Source organism: Pseudomonas putida (assembly GCF_025905425.1).
GTDB classification, from domain to species: Bacteria; Pseudomonadota; Gammaproteobacteria; order Pseudomonadales; family Pseudomonadaceae; genus Aquipseudomonas; species Aquipseudomonas putida_AF.
The window spans coordinates 1,198,183-1,216,528 of sequence record NZ_CP109603.1 but is presented as its reverse complement, the minus strand read 5'-3'; the positions used below and the strand labels follow the sequence as shown (position 1 = coordinate 1,216,528).

Annotated in this window: 18 protein-coding genes; 15 read left to right on the top strand and 3 right to left on the bottom strand. The window is 60.2% G+C overall.

Annotated features, from left to right (window positions below):
* Positions 1-188: 188 nt before the first annotated feature.
* From OGV19_RS05440 to OGV19_RS05430, 3 genes are read left to right on the top strand one after another with little or no spacing between them, the layout of a single operon-like run.
* On the top strand, positions 189-1,139 hold the full coding sequence (locus OGV19_RS05440) for a TAXI family TRAP transporter solute-binding subunit (protein ID WP_264312475.1): 951 nt from the start codon (positions 189-191) through the stop codon (positions 1,137-1,139).
* 27 nt (positions 1,140-1,166) lie between these two features.
* On the top strand, positions 1,167-3,194 hold the full coding sequence (locus OGV19_RS05435; RefSeq protein WP_264312474.1) for a TRAP transporter permease: 2,028 nt from the start codon (positions 1,167-1,169) through the stop codon (positions 3,192-3,194).
* Positions 3,191-3,574, top strand: coding sequence for a DUF1850 domain-containing protein (locus tag OGV19_RS05430; RefSeq protein ID WP_264312473.1), 384 nt, complete (start codon positions 3,191-3,193; stop codon positions 3,572-3,574). Before OGV19_RS05435 ends, OGV19_RS05430 begins: the two co-directional genes overlap by 4 nt.
* A 63-nt stretch (positions 3,575-3,637) precedes the next feature.
* Here OGV19_RS05430 and OGV19_RS05425 read toward each other — a convergent pair whose 3' ends face one another.
* Positions 3,638-5,611 carry a BCCT family transporter gene (locus tag OGV19_RS05425; RefSeq protein WP_264312472.1) on the bottom strand — a complete coding sequence of 658 codons (1,974 nt, stop codon included), beginning with the start codon at positions 5,609-5,611 and terminating at the stop codon, positions 3,638-3,640.
* 307 nt (positions 5,612-5,918) lie between these two features.
* On the opposite strand from OGV19_RS05425, the gene nhaA reads away from it, so the two are divergent.
* The 12 genes from nhaA (at position 5,919) to OGV19_RS05365 (ending at position 17,023) form a co-directional block, all read left to right on the top strand.
* A complete protein-coding gene (gene nhaA / locus OGV19_RS05420) occupies positions 5,919-7,280 on the top strand; it encodes a Na+/H+ antiporter NhaA (protein WP_264313891.1) in 1,362 nt (453 codons plus the stop codon).
* Between the two features lie 130 nt (positions 7,281-7,410).
* Positions 7,411-8,769, top strand: coding sequence for a chloride channel protein (locus tag OGV19_RS05415; RefSeq protein ID WP_264312471.1), 1,359 nt, complete (start codon positions 7,411-7,413; stop codon positions 8,767-8,769).
* A 196-nt stretch (positions 8,770-8,965) separates the two neighbouring features.
* Positions 8,966-9,385 (top strand): helix-turn-helix domain-containing protein, encoded by a 420-nt coding sequence (locus OGV19_RS05410; protein ID WP_264312470.1) that lies wholly within the window; start codon positions 8,966-8,968, stop codon positions 9,383-9,385.
* A gap of 209 nt (positions 9,386-9,594) precedes the next feature.
* Positions 9,595-9,930 carry an integrative conjugative element protein, RAQPRD family gene (locus OGV19_RS05405; RefSeq protein ID WP_264312469.1) on the top strand — a complete coding sequence of 112 codons (336 nt, stop codon included), beginning with the start codon at positions 9,595-9,597 and terminating at the stop codon, positions 9,928-9,930.
* Complete coding sequence (locus OGV19_RS05400) at positions 9,917-10,156, top strand: TIGR03758 family integrating conjugative element protein (RefSeq protein WP_041167230.1); 240 nt, start codon at positions 9,917-9,919, stop codon at positions 10,154-10,156. The genes OGV19_RS05405 and OGV19_RS05400 overlap by 14 nt, the downstream gene beginning before the upstream one ends.
* A gap of 15 nt (positions 10,157-10,171) precedes the next feature.
* Positions 10,172-10,549: a TIGR03745 family integrating conjugative element membrane protein gene (locus OGV19_RS05395; protein WP_264312468.1), complete on the top strand. Its 378-nt coding sequence runs from the start codon at positions 10,172-10,174 to the stop codon at positions 10,547-10,549.
* A gap of 7 nt (positions 10,550-10,556) precedes the next feature.
* Complete coding sequence (locus OGV19_RS05390) at positions 10,557-10,958, top strand: TIGR03750 family conjugal transfer protein (RefSeq protein WP_264312467.1); 402 nt, start codon at positions 10,557-10,559, stop codon at positions 10,956-10,958.
* A complete protein-coding gene (locus OGV19_RS05385; protein WP_264312466.1) occupies positions 10,955-11,593 on the top strand; it encodes a PFL_4703 family integrating conjugative element protein in 639 nt (212 codons plus the stop codon). The genes OGV19_RS05390 and OGV19_RS05385 overlap by 4 nt, the downstream gene beginning before the upstream one ends.
* Positions 11,593-12,399 carry a TIGR03749 family integrating conjugative element protein gene (locus tag OGV19_RS05380; RefSeq protein ID WP_264313890.1) on the top strand — a complete coding sequence of 269 codons (807 nt, stop codon included), beginning with the start codon at positions 11,593-11,595 and terminating at the stop codon, positions 12,397-12,399. Before OGV19_RS05385 ends, OGV19_RS05380 begins: the two co-directional genes overlap by 1 nt.
* Positions 12,389-13,897 carry a TIGR03752 family integrating conjugative element protein gene (locus tag OGV19_RS05375; protein ID WP_264312465.1) on the top strand — a complete coding sequence of 503 codons (1,509 nt, stop codon included), beginning with the start codon at positions 12,389-12,391 and terminating at the stop codon, positions 13,895-13,897. Before OGV19_RS05380 ends, OGV19_RS05375 begins: the two co-directional genes overlap by 11 nt.
* On the top strand, positions 13,860-14,279 hold the full coding sequence (locus tag OGV19_RS05370; protein WP_264312464.1) for a TIGR03751 family conjugal transfer lipoprotein: 420 nt from the start codon (positions 13,860-13,862) through the stop codon (positions 14,277-14,279). The genes OGV19_RS05375 and OGV19_RS05370 overlap by 38 nt, the downstream gene beginning before the upstream one ends.
* The gene (locus OGV19_RS05365; RefSeq protein WP_264312463.1) at positions 14,279-17,023 is read left to right on the top strand and encodes a conjugative transfer ATPase; all 2,745 of its coding nucleotides are present in this window, start codon (positions 14,279-14,281) and stop codon (positions 17,021-17,023) included. The genes OGV19_RS05370 and OGV19_RS05365 overlap by 1 nt, the downstream gene beginning before the upstream one ends.
* A gap of 37 nt (positions 17,024-17,060) precedes the next feature.
* Here the strand turns inward: OGV19_RS05365 and OGV19_RS05360 are convergent, their stop codons facing one another.
* Both OGV19_RS05360 and OGV19_RS05355 read right to left on the bottom strand, forming a co-directional pair.
* Positions 17,061-17,363 carry a hypothetical protein gene (locus OGV19_RS05360; protein WP_264312462.1) on the bottom strand — a complete coding sequence of 101 codons (303 nt, stop codon included), beginning with the start codon at positions 17,361-17,363 and terminating at the stop codon, positions 17,061-17,063.
* 209 nt (positions 17,364-17,572) lie between these two features.
* A complete protein-coding gene (locus OGV19_RS05355; protein ID WP_264312461.1) occupies positions 17,573-18,109 on the bottom strand; it encodes a chalcone isomerase family protein in 537 nt (178 codons plus the stop codon).
* Between the last annotated feature and the right edge of the window lie 237 nt (positions 18,110-18,346).

Sequence of the window (18,346 nt, the reverse complement as noted above, 5' to 3'; positions counted from 1 at the left end):
TACCGAGGTATCGACCTGCTCAGGCAAAGCGATGGCTCGAACTCCTCACAGTGTTGGTACTCGTGGCGCCTGCGTTCTGGCGGTTGCGGCCACGTACAGCGACGGGCTCAAGGACAAAAATGGGCAAGCACGACAGATTCGTTCTAGGTTTATGCGCAGGATAAAAACAATAACTGGAGAACATCGCCATGAAACGAGCACTTCGTTTGGCATTGATCAGCACTGTATTCGCAGCCAGTGCTACGGCCCAGGCTGCCCCCACCTTCATCAACATCCTTACAGGGGGAACCAGCGGGGTCTATTATCCCGTCGGCGTCGGTATCTCACAGGTCTATAGCCATGAGATCGAAGGCAGCAAGACCACGGTACAGGCCACCAAGGCGTCGGTAGAAAATCTCAACCTGCTGCAAGCTGGCCGCGGGGAACTGGCGTTTGCTCTGGCCGACTCCGTGGCGGATGCCTGGAAAGGTGATGCAGAAGCGGGCTTCAAGGCCCCGCTGAAAAAACTCCGGGCAATCGCCGGAACGTACCCCAATTACATCCAGATCGTCGCCAGCCAGGAATCCGGGATCAAGGCGCTCGAAGACCTCAAGGGCAAGCGCATTTCGGTCGGAGCACCTAAATCGGGCACAGAGCTCAACGCACGGGCCATCTTCAAGGCAGCAGGCCTGACCTATCAGGATATGGGGAAAGTCGAATACCTGCCTTACGCAGAGTCTGTCGAGCTGATCAAGAATCGTCAGTTGGATGCCACTCTGCAGTCTTCGGGCCTGGGCCAGGCCGCCATTCGTGACCTGGCGGCGACACTGCCGGTGGTGTTCGTGCCTATCCCGGCCGACGTCGTGAATAAAATCGGCAATTCTGCCTATCAACCGGCCACTATTCCTGCCAACTCCTATGACGGCCAAGGAACCGAAGTGCCCACGGTAGCGATCACCAACATTCTGGTGACCCGGGCGGACCTGAGTGACGACCTGGCTTATCAGATGACCAAATCGATCTTCGAGAATCTGCCTCGCCTGGTCACATCTCATGCGGCAGCGAAAGATATCGAGGCTGAAAATGCAGCCAAGCATTTGCCGATCCCGCTCCACCCTGGCGCGGAACGCTATTTCAAAGAGAAGAACCTGCTCCCCTGAACCTTTCTCGCTAGGTGGGAGCACTCCATGAGCGAAGTATCACACGGCCTTCACGTCAGTACCGACCGCTGGCCCGCAACCCTGTTCGCGGTGGCATTGGCGTTCTCAATCTTTCAGGTTGCCACGGCGGCCTTCCCGCTCATCTCCACCCAGGTATTGCGAGCGGTGCATGTGGGCTTCCTGCTGTTGGTCGTGTTCCTGAGCTACCCGGTAGTCGGTCACCACCGGCCTTGGCAACCGCTTGCCTGGCTGTTGGGGATTGCGGGAATGGCGACGGCCGTCTACCAGTGGTACTTCGAAGGCGACCTGATCCAGCGCTCAGGCGAGCTGACCACCGGCGATCTGATCGTCGGTCTATTACTGATCGGCTTGGTTTTCGAGGCCGCACGAAGAGTCATGGGCGTTGCGCTTCCGTTGATCTGCGCGCTGTTTCTGGCCTACGGACTGCTAGGCCAGCACCTGCCCGGTGACCTTGCACATCGAGGTTACGGCCTTGACCAGATCGTCAACCAACTGGCCTTCGGCACAGAGGGGCTGTATGGCACCCCTACCTATGTATCGGCCACCTATATTTACCTGTTTATCCTCTTCGGTGCCTTTCTTGAGCAGGCGGGCATGATCCGTCTGTTCACCGACTTTGCCATGGGCCTGTTTGGCCACCGTAGTGGTGGCCCGGCAAAAGTCGCGGTATTTTCCTCGGCGCTGATGGGGACTATTACCGGTTCCGGGGTAGCCAACGTGGTGACTACGGGACAGTTCACCATTCCGTTGATGAAACGATTTGGCTACAAGCCGGCATTTGCCGGGGGCGTCGAAGCGACTGCCAGCATGGGCAGCCAACTGATGCCACCGGTCATGGGTGCGGTCGCCTTCATCATGGCGGAAACCATCAACGTGCCCTACGCCGAAGTGGCCAAAGCTGCGCTGATTCCTGCCTTGCTGTACTTCGGCTCGGTTTACTGGATGGTTCATCTGGAGGCAAAACGCAGCCACCTGCATGGCCTGCCCCGCGAAGAATGCCCCAGTGCCTGGGACGCGTTGCGCCAACGCTGGTTCCTGCTCGTGCCGCTGGTGATATTGGTCGCGCTGCTGTTCTCGGGGCGTACGCCCCTTTATTCAGGCATGGTTGGCCTGGCCCTGACGGCTATCGTCATCCTTGGTTCGGCCATCATCCTGCGCGCTCAGGGCACCTGGCTACGCGCGGCCTTTTGGGTCGCATTGGGGCTACTGTGCTCCGGCTTTTTCCGCATGGGTATCGGCGTCATCCTGCTGGTGATCGCCGCACTTGCCCTCGCCTGCGTCTTCGTGCAAGGCGGCAGGGCTACCCTTCGCGCCTGTGTAATGGCGCTGGCAGAGGGTGCGCGGCATGCCGTGCCGGTGGGCATAGCTTGTGCGCTGGTGGGGGTCATCATTGGCGTCATTTCCCTGACCGGACTTGCCACAACCTTTGCGGGATACATTCTCGACCTCGGCCGCGACAACCTGTTCCTGTCACTGCTCTTGACCATGCTGACGTGTCTGGTGCTAGGCATGGGCATTCCCACGATCCCCAACTACATCATTACCAGTTCCATCGCCGCCCCCGCCCTGTTGGAGCTCGGTGTGCCACTGATCGTTTCGCACATGTTCGTGTTCTATTTCGGCATTCTGGCCGACCTCACCCCGCCGGTCGCGCTGGCGTGCTTCGCGGCCGCCCCCATTGCCAAGGAAAAAGGGTTACTGATCAGCTTCTGGGCGGTCCGCATTGCCCTGGCTGGTTTCGTCGTGCCATTCATGGCGGTCTACGACCCTGCGTTGATGCTGCAGGGCGACAGCCTCAGCGCCACTTTGTACATGGTGATCAAGGCCGTGCTAGCGGTGACGCTCTGGGGCTGCGCATCGATTGGTCACTTCCGGATGTCCATGACCTGGTGGGAGCGCCTGCTGGCCTTCGTAGCGGGTGTCTGCTTGATTCTGGCCTTGCCCGTCACGGATGAAATCGGATTCGCGTTAGGTATTGCGGTATTGGGCTGGCATGGGTGGCGAAATCGGTCGGCAGCCGAGCAAAGGGTATGAATGGTCTATGCCTTGGGCTTGCTGGCGTAGTGTGGGCCAGCCTGCCCGTTCAAGCGTTCACTTTGGCCTGGCAGCACACGATCGAGAAAATTCGCTGGGAAGAGGATTACCACGTCACCCCCCTCGGGTTGGTACTCACAGAAGCACGTGTACGGGGTAGCGGCGCTGGCATGGAAATACCCGACGACGCCGAGTTACGAGATGGCGTTTGGCATTACCATCGCCAATTGCCGCCTCTGAACCCCTTGCACGCCGGGCGCACGCCCGAAGCCGGAGATTATGAGCTGTGCTTTGAGGGCTCCTGCCAGCCACTTACCCACTGGCTAGGTCCGCCCTCCAAGCATATTGCAGCCGTTGACTTCTGGCCCTGCCGGCTTTAAATGCCCGCTAACGATCGCTCTGCACTGCCCTGACGCCTTATGCAGGGCAATACGCGGCCAGTCTCAACTCACCACATGCAAATAATGCAAGTGTCGCTCGTATTGATCGAGGATATCGCCGATCACATCGTCACGACTCCAGCCCATGATGTCGTAGTCCTGCCCCCCCTCACGCAAATGCACCTCGGCGCGGAAATACTTACGGCCATCGGTTCCGTCTTCGGTATCACGCATGACGAAGCTCGGCGTGTTGAACGCGCGTGGACGGACTTCATAGAGAAAGCGCCCTTCGCCAGCGTGGGACAGCTCGAGGGTGACACGGCCATCATCCCGCTCATTCACCGCGACGTCGTAGCCTTGCTTGCGCAGCTCAAGTGCAACCTCTTCACAGCCCGGCTTGACCACCTCGGCAATAAAGCGCGTGACATGGGCGCGGCGCGGCATCATGGCAATATTGCGCAGCCGGCGCTGCCAGCCACCATGGTGCTGCCGGGTATGACGAGTACCTGGAAGAGCCTGATTACGCAAGCCGCGACGGGTGGCATCCAGGCTCAAGGCCTTGAACAATCCCCAGATGGCAATCAACAAGATGGCGGCGAACGGCAAGGCGCTGGCGATGGTGGCGGTCTGCAAGGCTTTGAGGCCGTTGGCCAAGAGCAACGCAATGGCAACGGCACCGATGCTGAGCGACCAGAAAATCCGTTGCCACAATGGGGAATGGCCCTGGCCGGAGGACGCGAGCATATCGACTACCAAGGCCCCCGAGTCTGCCGAGGTTACGAAGAACACCACCACCATCAACACCGCGATCAGCGAGATCACCGTGGAAAACGGGAAGTGTTCAAGGAAAGCGAATAACGCCAATGAGCTGTCTTGCCCAACGACAGCGGCCAAGTCTTTTATCCCGTCATTGAGGATCATGTGAATAGCCGAATCACCAAACACCGTCATCCACAGCAAGGTGAAACCGGCAGGCACGAACAGCACACCACACACGAACTCACGGATGGTACGTCCACGTGAAATGCGAGCGATGAACAGGCCTACGAAAGGTGACCAAGACAACCACCAGCCCCAATACAGCAACGTCCACCCACCGATCCAGTCAGTCGGTTCATAGGCATAGAGGTTGAAGGTCTTGTTGACGATGTCCGAGAGGTAGGCGCCGGTGTTCTGTACATAAGCCTGCAGCAGGAATACGGTAGGCCCAAGAATCAATACAAACAGCATCAAAATCACTGCCAGGCTCAAATTGAGCTCGGACAGAATGCGAATGCCTTTATCCAGCCCACTGGCCACCGAAAGCGTTGCCAACCCACACGTGGCTGCAATGAGAATGACCTGAACCGTCGGGCTGACCGGCAGACCAAACAGATGGTGGAAGCCACTGTTGATCTGCAGCACCCCATACCCCAGCGAGGTCGCGACGCCGAATACCGTGCCGAGGATGGCGAAGATATCCACCGCATGACCAAGGGGGCCGTAGATACGCTCACCAATCAATGGGTAGAGTGCCGAGCGCAGGGTCAGCGGCAGGCCGTTGCGGAAGCTGAAGTAAGCCAGAATCAGTGCAACAATGGCGTAGATCGCCCAAGCATGCAGCCCCCAGTGGAAAAACGTGATCTTCATGGCTTCGCGCGCCGCCGCGACCGTGCCAGGGTCACCCACTGGAGGCGTGGTGAAATGCATCACCGGCTCCGCCACACCGAAGAACATCAAGCCGATGCCCATGCCGGCGGAAAACAACATGGCGAACCAGCTGCTCTTCCGGTAGTCAGGCTCACTGTGATCGGGCCCTAACTTAATATCACCGTAACGACTGACGGCCAGGAACACCACACTGATCAAGACCAACGCTACGGTAAGGATGTAGAACCAACTGGCATTGGTAATGATCCAGGTCTGAACGTGCTCGAACAGCGCCTGCGCATGCGCTTGAAATGCCGTGGCATACAGCACGAGAAGAAAGATCAAAACCGCGCTGGTGTAGAAAACGGGAGGATTGAGGGTGCTCCTGGGTTTCGGGGCTGCAGTCATTGCGGCAGTTCTCCTTGTAAGGCGATGAGCACAGGGGGCGAGCAAGGCGACTTGATCCAAGACCAGCAGCCAATGCAGTACCTGATGGCGGCACCTGCCCGCTCTAAGTTGACTTTAAACCCTACCGCCCGCCACAAAAAATCTCAAACACCCATCAACAAACAGTGTTTGAACCACTGACCGCAAATTGAGCATTCATCTGAGCATCATGATTGGTTAGACTCTCCACGGGTGCTAGCTGCACGGCGCAGTGAGGCAGGTTAAACAACAGCGCTGGTCGGGCCGCCATGCGGGAGCCACTGCGCCTATGCCCCGGAAAGAATTGCCTCGCGCCCAGGAATTGGCCGAACGGGCCTTTGCCAACTTTGAACGCTTTCTCCACATCGAAGCCGTCAGCGGCATTGTCCTTCTGGTGGCCGCACTCGCCGCGCTGGTCTGGGCGAACTCTCCAGCGGCAGAAAGTTATGAGCATCTTTGGCACACCCCGCTGACACTCGGCATCGGTTCGCTGATCTACGCCCAATCCCTGCATTTCTGGATAAACGACGGCTTGATGACCATCTTCTTCCTGGTGGTCGGCATGGAGATCCGTCGTGAGATCCATGAGGGGGCACTTGCCAGCCTGCGCCAAGCCGCTTTACCGATGGCGGCGGCCATCGGCGGTGTGGCCGTCCCTGCGCTCATTTACCTAGGTTTTGGCCATGCCCCTCAGGAACAACAAGGCTGGGCCGTGCCAACAGCCACCGACATCGCTTTTGCCGTGGGTGTACTGGCACTGCTTGGCAAATCGATTCCTTCCAATGTCCGCGTCTTCTTGCTGGCACTGGCGATAATCGATGACATTATCGCAGTGCTGATCATCGCCCTCTTCTACTCGGGCGGCCTTGATTACAGCGGCTTCGCGGTGGCTGCGTTTGGCATATTGCTGGTCATGGGATTGCAGAAAATCGGCGTGGGTAGCGCATGGGCCTACATCCTCCCGGGCGCCATTACCTGGCTGGGTATGCTGATGACCGGTGCTCACCCGACGCTTGCCGGTGTCGTGCTAGGTCTGATGACCCCGGTAACGGCGATGCCCATGCGTGAGCGTCCGTTGGATGCTGTCAGCCGCTTTACCAGCGAGCTGCTGGGCAATGCCAAGGCGCCCGAGAAGGATGCCAGCGACCTGATGGACCCGTTGAAACGACTGCGCTCAGCGCAACGCGAACTGGTACCTCCGGTAGTACGCATACAAGGCCTGCTGCACCCTTGGGTGGCATTTGGCATCATGCCGTTGTTCGCCCTGGCCAACGCTGGGGTGAGCCTGTCGGGCGCTGACCTTTCCGCCGAAACATCCCGCTGGGTAATGATGGCCGTGGCCGTCGCCCTGGTCGCTGGCAAACCGTTGGGAATCGTCAGCGTCAGCTGGTTGATGGTCCGATTGGGCTGGTGTGCACTCCCGGCCGAGGTCAACTGGCGCGGCATCATGTTGATCGGTCTTTTGGCAGGCATAGGTTTTACCATGTCGATCTTCATTGCCAACCTTGCATTCGTTGATCCTGCAGCGCTCGGCGCCGCCAAACTGGGGGTGTTGTCCGCTTCTGTCATCGCCGCAGCGCTGGGTTTGACCTGGGGTGTCATCGCCATACGCAACAACTCTTCACCTGGCGAAGTCCGGTCGACGTCATAACGCAACGGCGGATGTCTGGCAGGTGCGAGATGACTCGCCTGCCAGACTGTGCGTGAGTACCACTTCGGTCGGGTATGCCAGCTCAACAAATCACGCCATACTCTCCGTTTGTCCAATCACATGACAAGCAATGGCCGACTTGAAAAGCGCCACCCCCTCTTCTAGCACTTCATTCTGGCGAGAATGGCGACAACGCCTGGCATTCTGGATAGGCGCACTTCTGGTCGGGCTGGCGGCGTTGGCATTCGCGTGGCTGGCCGACGCAGCGTTCGCGTCGTTCAGGCGCTTGCTTGAATGGGCGCCTTGGTCCCCGTTGCTGATCACGCCCTTCGGTTTCGCGCTGCTGGCGTGGCTGACACAGCGCTGGTTTGAAAATGCCAAAGGCAGCGGCATTCCCCAAGTCATCGCCGCCCTTGAAATGCCCTCCCGCCGTTTACGAGCCAGATTGCTTTCACTGCCAGTCGCCGCTGCACGCATGAGCCTGACCCTCGGAGCACTCCTGGTTGGGGGCTCGGTAGGACGGGAAGGCCCAACCGTTCATATCGGGGCCGCCGTTTTGTATGCCTTCGGCCGCCAGCTGGGCCTGCATGGGCGACGCACGATCGCTGGACTGATCCTCGCCGGCGGCGCCGCAGGCATTGCCGCAGCCTTCAACACGCCATTGGCCGGGGTGGTCTTTGCCATTGAGGAATTGAGCCGCACGTTTGAGCAACGTTTCAGCGGACTGGTGCTAACGGCAGTGCTGATTGGCGGCGTCGTGACACTGGGCCTGATGGGACACTACGCCTACTTTGGCGAAATCGGTGGACGGATGCCAACTGGATGGGGTTGGAGCGTGGTCCCTGCATGCGCAGCACTGGGCGGGTTGCTGGGAGGTTTTTACGCGAAGCTGGTGCTGCCCACCGATCAGGGCATCCTCGGCCGTGTCTGCGGGCTGCGCAGTCGATACCCAGTCCGTTTCGCAGCGCTCTGCGGCTTTACGCTGGCAATACTGGGGTTGGTTTCCGGTAATCACGTATTCGGTACCGGATATGAAGAAACGCGCGCCCTGCTTGAGGCACAACCCGTCACCGATCCAGGTTTCTTGCTGTGGAAGTTTCTGGCCAACGTCGTGTCCTACCTCTCCGGTATTCCTGGCGGGCTGTTTTCACCTTCGCTGAGCATAGGCGCGGCGTTCGCGCCACTACTGTCGTTGATACCCGATGTTGACCCGCAAGCATGTGCATTGCTGGGTATGGGGGCCTATCTGGCCGGCGTGACACGCTCACCGCTCACTGCCTCCGTCATAGTCCTCGAACTGACCCACAGCCCCGACCTTGCCATACCCATGCTCGCGACCACACTGATGGCTACCGCCATCTCGGGCTGGATTTCACCTGTCTCGCTCTACCATGCACTCGCGCGACAAATTATCGACAAACTACACGCGTCCGGACGAGAATCGAACGACGGCACCGTTACGCAAATTCAGCTTACCGAAAAACCGTGAATCGCGTAGACATGACGCTGTAACCGGGGGGCGACTTAAATTGCTCACCCAAGTTGTTCAATGACGCAGGTTGTTGAGGGCCGATCTACCACAAGCCAAGAATGCTCGTTGCAGCGGTCGCGTCCAGTCATTTGCGCCAATCAACTTCGATGAGACGACAAGGTCGCTATACCTGCCTTATGTCTTAGGTAACTCAATGACACTAAAATCATCGTTTGCCAATGTGCTTCGGGTGCTACGCAACCAGCGCAACATCACCCAGCGCGGATTTGCCGACACGACCAGCCGCACCTACTTGTCCAAGCTCGAAACCGGTAGATCAAGCCTCACGCTGGACAAACTTGAACAGCTCAGCGAGCGATTGGACATGAGCCCTTTGACACTGATGGCGTTGACACTGAGCGAGGATACGGGGCAGACGGCAAATGAGTTGCTGGCCAGAACCCAAAAAGAGATTCGAGCACTTCAGTCAGAGGGCCGAATTCCAGGGTTACAGGCGACTTTAGGGGACGATGTACCTGCGGATCCGTTGCCGGCCAGCTCACGCAATCCCCGAAGGAAAATGACCGCACGCGCTCCAAGCGTACGTCAGGCGGAGCTGTCATTCTCTGACTGATGGCGGGCTAGTCTTTAAAACGCTCGCTGCAGCGCTCGTAATAAGCCCGCAGCGCTAGCAGATTCGAATCCCCCTTGATACTTCACTCCAGGCTCACCCGACGTCTGCGCTATCTCGGCAGAAAACGACAGACCGAGAATCCTTTTAATTCGTGCATCAGCTCGCCCGCGCAATGATGGTGGCAACCAGAGATTGCTCTGGAGCTCGCCATGAGGACGTATGCCTTCCCATTGCTTGTGATGTGCCTAGTAAACCTTCCAGCGGTTGCACAGGAAAGCCGCGAGCGCTCGGATTTGGGACTCATTCAACGACAATTCACGGCCATCGACCAGTTGGCCGATCGTGCGAAAAGCGGCTCTGAAAACATCGATGGCGCGCGCTATCGCTTCGACTATTTACGGTTTGCGGCAGACCTCGCACGTATGCGCGAAGGCATCCAACAATACGTGTCGCCCTCCCGCGCGCAACCAGCTGATTTGGTCGAGCTGGCTGGTCAGTACCGTGCTGAAGCGCCTCACTCGAGTTCCTCCGATGAGCATGACTGACGCCCAACTCAGCGCATTCTCCGCCGTGGCCGGATTTACCCCGCAGCTCAGTTCGGTGTTGTGGCGCTCCTCGGTGCTAGTGCTCGCGTTGCTCTGGTGCACTTGGGCGCTGTGGACCGGGTACCGCGGCTGGGCGGCCGGCAACCTCAATTTCGGCGCGCTTGGCGGCAGCACGCTGCGCCTGGCGTTAGCACTGATCGTGCTGATGTTTTTCATGCTGTCGTAACCAGGAGACTCTGCCATGAAACTCTCCCGTCACTTCCTTGTTCCGCCGCTCCTGCTGCGGGCAACCTGTACAAAAGCCCTGTTCGGCGGATGGGTGCTGCTGAGCTCGACGCTGGCCAGGGCTGATCTGCCAACCATGGAAGCTCCTTCGCGCGGTGAAGGTTCGGGCCTGATCGACACCATCAAGAACTACGCCTACGACGGCGGTATCCTGCTCGGACTGCTGATCGCCACCCTCGCCTTCCTCGGCGTAGCCTGGCATTCACTCACGGTCTACGCCGACGTGCAGAACCAGCGCAAGACCTGGAAAGACCTCGGCGCCGTGGTCGGCGTCGGCGCACTGTTGGTGGTGGTGATTTTGTGGTTCCTGACCAAAGCCGCGACGATCTTGTGAGGCCGCCATGTCCGACGTCCCTGCCACCCTGCCTGACGGCACGCTGACCTTTCTGCCGGAACGCCTCAACCGTGATCCGGCCGTCATGCGCGGCCTCACCAACGACGAGATGTGGGTCGCGCTGATCGTCGGTGCCATGCTGGGCCTGATTCTGGGCGGGCCGCTGGCGGTGGCCACCGCCTCCATCGCGACCCTGCCCACTTGTATGTTCCTGTGCATGGCGCTGGTGCTGCTTGGCGGCGGCAAGCTGCTGCGCCGGGCCAAGCGTGCTCGTCCCGAAACTTGGCTGTACCGAAGCCTGCAGTGGCAGCTGGCCGTGCACTGGGGCGTCGGCTCTCAGCTCCTGATAATGCACTCCGGCCCGTGGACGGTCCGCCGTACGCGCCGACATACGAGGCCCACCCCATGAGCCGCTTCAGCAATAAGGTGGATGCGCAGCAGGCGCATATCCTCAGCCTCCGCCTGGCGGTAGCGATACTAGCGCTGCTGTGCACCGGGCTCTGGTACGGCTGGCAGTCTGCGCCTTCCGAACTGACCATTCATGTGCCGCCGGATCTGCGCTCCGGCAGCACGCGTAAATGGTGGGACGTGCCGCCCGAGAACATCTATGCCTTCGCCCTGTACATCTTCGGCCAGCTCAACCGCTGGCCCACCGACGGCGAAGTCGACTACCACCGTGCCATCTTCACCCTGCAGCCCTACCTGACGCCAGCCTGCAAAACCTTCTTCGATGGCGACTTCGAGTACCGCAAAGCCGCCGGCGAATTGCGTGGCCGCGTGCGCGGCGTGTACGAGGTGCTGGGTCGTGGCTACAGCGATGACCCCGACCTGCGGGTGAAGCAACTGGATAAGCACAGCTGGCTGGTCAAGCTCGACCTCAATGCCGACGAGTACTACGCCGCCGAGCCGGTGAAGCGCGTGGTCGTACGCTACCCCCTGCGTGTCGTGCGCTTCGACGTCGATCCCGAGCACAACAAGTGGGGCTTGGCCCTGGACTGCTACGAAGGCACACCGCAGAAGCTGACACTGCCTGGAGGTGCATGATGATGCGTGTCTTGATCCTGATGCTGGTCTCGCTTGCCGCGTGGTGTTCAGCCGCAGTTGCCGTCGAGGTCAAATACTGGGACCGCCTGCCGCTGGCCGTGCCGCTGACGGTGGGTCAGGAACGTATCCTGATGCTGGATGAGGATGTCCGCGTCGGATTGCCCAGTGCGATCACCAGCAAGTTGCGCGTGCAATCGGTAGGCGGGACGGTGTACCTGCGTGCCTCGGAAGCCATCCCCCCTACCCGCCTCCAGCTGCAGTCGGTGAAGTCAGGGGACATCATCCTGGTCGACATCGAAGCTCTTGAGGGCAGCGAGGCGCTGGAGCCGGTCAAGATTGTTGCCCAAGCGCAGGCGCCAGATGTGGACACCGCGCCGGACGCAGCGCCTGCAGCGACGCCGGTACCGGTGGTGCTGACTCGCTATGCCGCGCAGAACCTTTATGCGCCGCTGCGAACTGTGGCGCCCTTGCCTGGTGTGCGTCGGGTCCCACTGGACAAGTCTTCTGGGTTTAGCACACTGCTACCGACCGAACACGTGGCCATCAAGGGGCTCGCCGTCTGGCGGCTGGGTGATTACTGGGTAACGGCGGTGAAGATCGTCAACCGTGGGCCGGGAAAGGTGACCCTGGACCCGCGTCACTTGCAGGCCACCCTGTATGCCGCCACCTTCCAGCACGAGTACCTGGGGCACGTCGGCACACCTGAAGACACCACCGTGGCATACCTTGTCACCCGCGGTGGCGACCTGAAGCACGCACTGCTGCTGCCACCACCTGCACCGGAGGCCGCCGATCATGAAAGCTAACGGCTTGCTGAAATGGCTGGTACCAGCAGTCCTGCTGGGGATTGTGCTGATCATCGGTAGATCCTGGGTGGCGGCGCCGGATGCTCAACCTGCCCATGATCCCGAGAACACCGTCCTTAGCCCGGACCAGGCCAAGGCCCTCGGCATTGCCGGCGACACGCCGCGTGACACCGTGGCAACGCTGATTGGCCAGGTCAAGGCGATGCGCAGCGAGATGCTGTCGCTGAAGAAAGGCAACGAGACCCTGCAGACCGAGAACAACCGCCTGCGCACGCGCGAAGGCAACATCGACAGTCGCATTCAGAGCACCCTGAGCAGTGTCACCCAGCAGGTCACCGAACAGCGCCAGCAGGCGAACGATGCTCGGCAAAAAGCCGAGCAACAGCACCGAGAGACCCAGGGTTTACTGTCCCGGCTCAAGGATCAACTCACCAGCAAACCGACCGCGAACCCCGACGTACCCGTGGGCTTTGGACTCGAGCCGGGTGACGAACAACAATTCTCCGAGGCACAACCACCGGCGGATGCGCTGCAGTGGATCGAGCCATCCAATTCACGTGCTGGCCAGGAGAAAGCCAGCGAAGCTGAGGGTCCGTTATCGACGCTCACGTCGAAGTTCAAGGATCTACATGGCCTGGACAACAACGCCATCGACCGGAGCCAAGACCATCTGCGCGCCGTGGCCAAGGGCGAGCGCGACCTGGAGAACACCCAGGATCGGGCCGAAGGCACCAAGCCGGTCTACACCATCCCAGAGAACTCGACCCTGATGGGCTCGATCGCCATGACCGCGCTGATTGGCCGGGTGCCAGTGGACGGCACAGTGAATGATCCCTACCCGTTCAAGGTGCTGGTGGGGCCGGACAACCTCACCGCAAACGGCATCGACCTGCCTGACGTGGTTGGCGCGGTCATGAACGGTACCGCGGCAGGCGACTGGACCTTGTCCTGTGTACGCGGCCAGGTCGAGTCGATCACCTTTGTCTTCAGCGATGGCACCGTCCGCACGGTGCCGCAGCCACAGAAGTTGGTCAGCCGCAACCGTAGCAGTACCCAGACTTCGGACACCGAGAAGATCCGCGGCGGCCTGGGCTACATCTCAGACCCCTACGGCATTCCCTGTATCGCCGGTGAACGTCGCTCCAACGCCCAGCAGTACCTGGGTAGCCAGAGCCTGATCACCGCAGCCGGTGCCGGCTTCGCGGCAGCGTTGGGCAGTGAACAGACCAACACCTCGTTCATCACCTCGGGCAGCGGCAGCTTGGGACTGAGCCAGAACAGCGGTAACAGCGCGCTGAGCTCGGTCATCAGCGGTGGCATCGGCGACATCCGTGACTGGATCAACAAGCTCTACGGTGAAGCCTTCGCCGCCATCTACGTCCCGCCGGGAGCCAAGGTGGCCTTGCACCTGGATCACGAAATCAGCATCGACTACGAACCCAAAGGCCGGAGAGTGAATCATGAACGCCCATCCGTTTCGGTACTGGACCTGGATTAGCTTGCTGCTGTCCCTGCACCTGGCAGGCTGCACCACCAGCAAGGACGAGATGCTGCCCCACGGCGATCACACCATGCTGGATATCTGGAACAGCGGCGGCGCGGTCGGCACGCAGCAACAGTTGCAGGAGGCTCGCGGCGAACTGCGCCGGCCAGTGCTCGACCCCGAGCGCCTGATCAAGGACCAGAGCGCCTACACCCGCACAGCCGCCAACGAGATCCGCACCCAGTTCCCACGCCTGCCTAATCCCGACCTAGTGATGTACGTCTACCCGCACCTGGCCGGCACGCAGCAGACGCCGGTGCCTGGTTACTCGACCGTGTTCCCGCTGTACGAGAAGGTCCAGTACGCACTGCCCGGCGAACGCCTGGACGATCTGTGATGGACGAGGATGCAGATCGTACGTCGCCGCGCTGGCAGCCCTGGCGCGCGGCACAGCGCCGGCGAGCAACGCGCGCGGATGAAGCCGCCCAGTACGCACACAACCCCAGCTTCACCGACCACTTGCCCTGGGTCGAATACCTCGAGGAGGAGCAGTGCTTTCTGCTCGACGACAACCGCTCGGTCGGCGCCGTGTTCGAGTTGCAGCCGATCGGCACCGAAGGCCGTGAACCCGAGTGGCTGATGGCGGCGCGCGATGCACTGGAAGATGCGCTGCAGGACAGCTTCGACGAGCTCGATCAGGCACCCTGGGTGGTGCAGTTCTTCTGCCAGGACGACAGTGATTTTTCCCCGTACCTGGAGCGCCTGGACCAGTACGTGGCACCACGGGCGACAGGCACCCCCTTCACTGAAGCTTTCCTCGCCTCGATGCAACACCACCTCGATGCCATTGCCAAGCCAGGCGGCTTGTTCGACGACCATGTCGTGTCGCACCTGCCCTGGCGCGGCAGCAATCGACGGATTCGGCTGGTGGTCTATCGCTGGCTCGGTGACCAGGCCGACGACGACGGGCAAAAACCCGCTCAGCTGCTGGAAAGAACCTGTGATCGCCTGATGGCCTCGTTGCAGGCCTGCGGGGTCAATCCTCGTCAGCTGACCGGACGTGACTTCTACGCCTGGTTACTGCCCTGGTTCAATCCGGCCCCGACTCTCACAGGTGAATCACCAGCGGCGTTCTATCGACGGGTGCCCTACCCGGAGACCGATGCCGGCGATGGCCTATCGCTGCCGTTCGACCACGACTTTGCCGAACGGCTGTTCTTTCAGGAGCCACGCTCGGACAGCGAGCTGGGGCTGTGGTACTTCGATCAGCAGCCGCACGCGGTGATGTTGGTCGACAAACTGCGCAGACCACCCCATATCGGCCAGCTGACCGGCGAAACCCGCAAGGGCGAAGCGCTCAATGCCTTGTTCGATCAACTGCCCGAGCAGGCCATCCTGAGCCTGACCTTGGTGATTACGCCCCAGGATGTGCTTGAGGAGCAGCTCAACCGCCTGGCGCGCAAAGCCATCGGCGAAAACCTGGCTTCGACCCAGACCCGCCAGGACGTGGAGGAGGCCCGCGCGCTGATCGGCCGTCAGCACAAGCTGTACCGCGGAACTTTGGCGTTGTACCTACGCGGCGCCGATGTACAGCAACTGCGCCAGCGCTCAGTCCAGGCGGCCAATGTGCTGCTCGGTGCCGGCCTGCAGCCGGTGCGCGAGGGCGATGAAGTGGCCGCCTGCAACAGCTACCTGCGTTGGCTGCCGATGGTCTACAACCCCGCCCGCGACACGCGCAACTGGTACACCCGGCTGTTGTTTGCCCAGCATGTCGCCAACCTGCTGCCCCTGTGGGGCCGCAGCATTGGTACCAGCAATCCAGGCATCACCTTTTTCAATCGGGGTGGCGCGCCACTGTCGTTCGACCCGCTGTCACGCTTCGACCGCTCCATGAATGGCCACCTGCTGTTGTTCGGCCCGACTGGCGCCGGCAAGTCGGCCACCCTGGTTTCGATCCTGATGCAGGTTATGGCGGTGTACCGGCCGCGCCTGTTCATCGTCGAAGCCGGCAACTCCTTCGGCCTGCAGGGCGACTACTTCGCCACCCTCGGCCTGACCGTGAACAAGGTCCAACTCAAACCGGGCAGCGGCTTGAGCCTGGCCCCCTTCGCCGATGCCCGCCGGCTGATCGAGCGCCCCGACCAGGTCGCCAGTCTGTCAACCGAAGACCTGGATGAAGACATTTCGGGCAGTGACGAGCAACGCGATGTGCTGGGCGAGCTGGAGATCACCGCCCGCCTGATGATCACCGGTGGCGAAGCCAAGGAAGAGGCCCGCCTCACCCGAGCAGACCGTAGCCTCATTCGCGAATGCATCCTCGACGCGGCGAGGCACTGTGCGGCCAGCGACCAGCAGGTCATGACCCGCCACGTGCGGGATGCCCTTCGCACGGTGGCCAGCGACGCCCACCTGCCCGACAAGCGTCGTGAGCGCGCGCAGGAAATGGCCGAGTCCATCGACCTGTTTTGCCAAGGCTTTGAGGGTGCGCTGTTTGACCGACCTGGCACACCCTGGCCGGAAAGCGATGTCACGATCGTCGACCTCGCCACCTATGCCCGCGAGGGCTATGAAGCGCAGATGTCGATCAGCTACATCAGCCTGATGAACACCGTGAACAACCTGGCCGAACGCGACCAGTACCTCGGTCGTCCGATCATCATGGTTACGGACGAAGGCCACATCATCACCAAAAACCCGCTGCTGGCGCCCTTCGTGGTCAAGGGCACCAAGATGTGGCGCAAGCTCGGTGCCTGGTTCTGGCTAGCAACGCAGAACTTGGCTGACTTCCCCGACGCGGCGCAGACCATGCTCAACATGATCGAGTGGTGGATCTGCCTGAACATGCCACCGGCGGAAATCGAGGAAATCGCACGCTTCAAGAAACTCACGCCAGCACAGAAGACCCTGCTGCTGTCAGCGAGCAAGGCTTCGGGCAAGTACACCGAGGGGGTGGTCTTGTCGAAGCAGTTGGAAACGCTGTTTCGTGCAGTCCCGCCGAGCCTGTACCTCGCCCTGGCCATGACCGAACCCGAGGAAAAGGCTCAACGTTGGCGACTGATGGAAGAACAGCGCATTACTGAGTTGGAAGCCGCCCTGAGCATCGCGGCGGAAATTGATCGGCGACGGGGTATAAAGCCGTAATCCAACAGCACGCGTCCTCAGCGAGGTGAACCGGCACTCAGCCTTGTTTCGATCGAATGCTGTCACCGGTGGAAGGATGTTCGAGAGCTATCCGTCTGGCACGCCCAACGCCCCATGCCAGCGCCCGCGTCATCGATTCGCCGGGCCGCGAGTCAAAAGCTTCTTCATGTACCGCCATGCCCTGTGGCGCGTATACGCCAATGAACATTTGCGTACTGCCGGTACGCGACAATCGCACCTGGACTTCGATGAAGGTTCCGTCGTCCAGAGTCTCGTCATGAGTGCGATGATAGAGCGTTGGGTCCGCCCAATCCCAAAACACATCACCGCGAATTCTCATGTCGCCTCCTATAACTTTAGTTTTATACGGAGCGTGTAATGCCACGATAGCGAATGCCCCCCATTTCGCAACCGCGTACACAGGCTTTGAAGGGTACCGTCTGACAAGAGGTCAACGCCAGCTGCCATTTCCGAAATAAATCGCTAATCAACTGGTCATAAGGCACTCCTCTGATTGTCCCCCATCGCCCCATCGCATGTTCGGATTCGTTAAACGCCCAGCAACGCGCGCCGCAACCTTGGAAAACGTGTTCTGCCATCTAGCCAAATGGAGAAGAATGCTCGGGCGAAGTCAGGGTCAAGCACCTCTCGGCTCAGTTGATCATTCACATAGAAACGACAACCGCGCCCAGGCAGGTACACCCCAGTCAGCCGCTGCCCCGCCCGAACATCGTCAAACGCCCTGCGCATCTCAAAGCTCCATTTCGCCAATTGCTCTTCCCTAAGCTCGTCGCCGCCCAGTCGGCGGAGTTCATCCTGAAGCATTTCGACAAGCGTGGCTCTGCTGACATCACGCAGGAACGTGACCTCCAGGGCCAAAGCGGTGTCTAGCGTCGGCTTGGGATGGCGGCTCCACAGACGAGCCTCATAGATGGCAAGGCCAAACCAGCGAAACTCGCCTGCCCCAATGGAGCGTGCTCCAGGGATATCATTAAATAGATCGGCGTCAGCCCCTGGCGCAGCAAGCAAAAGCACGAGTGTCACCACCCGCAGGTTTCTAGACCAGTGTTCCAGGTGCGTGCCCATAGCAACCACGCCTTCTCCCCTTTCAGTAATAAAGCTTATCCCTAAAACAGCTTGCCTTCGTTGCCTATGCCCCGACATAGGTTCGGACGTTACGCTGGCTTGAGAACCTGCAAAAACGATGCTTCGGCTCTCATTTAGTTGGTCCACAGCGTGAGTCAGACCTCAGACACTCAACAACGCCGTCGTCGTTACATCGATTAGGTGCTGGGTATAGCTATGAAAGACTCATTAGACAGA

What these genes read in the sequence shown, in the direction of transcription:
- OGV19_RS05390 (WP_264312467.1), top strand. Translation starts at nt 10,557, where the DNA reads ATGTCCGACGTCCCTGCCACCCTGCCTGACGGCACGCTGACCTTTCTG.
- OGV19_RS05440 (WP_264312475.1), top strand. Translation starts at nt 189, where the DNA reads ATGAAACGAGCACTTCGTTTGGCATTGATCAGCACTGTATTCGCAGCC.
- OGV19_RS05400 (WP_041167230.1), top strand. Translation starts at nt 9,917, where the DNA reads ATGAGCATGACTGACGCCCAACTCAGCGCATTCTCCGCCGTGGCCGGA.
- OGV19_RS05410 (WP_264312470.1), top strand. Translation starts at nt 8,966, where the DNA reads ATGACACTAAAATCATCGTTTGCCAATGTGCTTCGGGTGCTACGCAAC.
- OGV19_RS05435 (WP_264312474.1), top strand. Translation starts at nt 1,167, where the DNA reads ATGAGCGAAGTATCACACGGCCTTCACGTCAGTACCGACCGCTGGCCC.
- OGV19_RS05355 (WP_264312461.1), bottom strand. Translation starts at nt 18,109, where the DNA reads ATGGGCACGCACCTGGAACACTGGTCTAGAAACCTGCGGGTGGTGACA.
- OGV19_RS05430 (WP_264312473.1), top strand. Translation starts at nt 3,191, where the DNA reads ATGAATGGTCTATGCCTTGGGCTTGCTGGCGTAGTGTGGGCCAGCCTG.
- OGV19_RS05360 (WP_264312462.1), bottom strand. Translation starts at nt 17,363, where the DNA reads ATGAGAATTCGCGGTGATGTGTTTTGGGATTGGGCGGACCCAACGCTC.
- OGV19_RS05425 (WP_264312472.1), bottom strand. Translation starts at nt 5,611, where the DNA reads ATGACTGCAGCCCCGAAACCCAGGAGCACCCTCAATCCTCCCGTTTTC.
- OGV19_RS05370 (WP_264312464.1), top strand. Translation starts at nt 13,860, where the DNA reads ATGAACGCCCATCCGTTTCGGTACTGGACCTGGATTAGCTTGCTGCTG.
- OGV19_RS05395 (WP_264312468.1), top strand. Translation starts at nt 10,172, where the DNA reads ATGAAACTCTCCCGTCACTTCCTTGTTCCGCCGCTCCTGCTGCGGGCA.
- nhaA (WP_264313891.1), top strand. Translation starts at nt 5,919, where the DNA reads ATGCCCCGGAAAGAATTGCCTCGCGCCCAGGAATTGGCCGAACGGGCC.
- OGV19_RS05375 (WP_264312465.1), top strand. Translation starts at nt 12,389, where the DNA reads ATGAAAGCTAACGGCTTGCTGAAATGGCTGGTACCAGCAGTCCTGCTG.
- OGV19_RS05415 (WP_264312471.1), top strand. Translation starts at nt 7,411, where the DNA reads ATGGCCGACTTGAAAAGCGCCACCCCCTCTTCTAGCACTTCATTCTGG.
- OGV19_RS05380 (WP_264313890.1), top strand. Translation starts at nt 11,593, where the DNA reads ATGATGCGTGTCTTGATCCTGATGCTGGTCTCGCTTGCCGCGTGGTGT.
- OGV19_RS05385 (WP_264312466.1), top strand. Translation starts at nt 10,955, where the DNA reads ATGAGCCGCTTCAGCAATAAGGTGGATGCGCAGCAGGCGCATATCCTC.
- OGV19_RS05365 (WP_264312463.1), top strand. Translation starts at nt 14,279, where the DNA reads ATGGACGAGGATGCAGATCGTACGTCGCCGCGCTGGCAGCCCTGGCGC.
- OGV19_RS05405 (WP_264312469.1), top strand. Translation starts at nt 9,595, where the DNA reads ATGAGGACGTATGCCTTCCCATTGCTTGTGATGTGCCTAGTAAACCTT.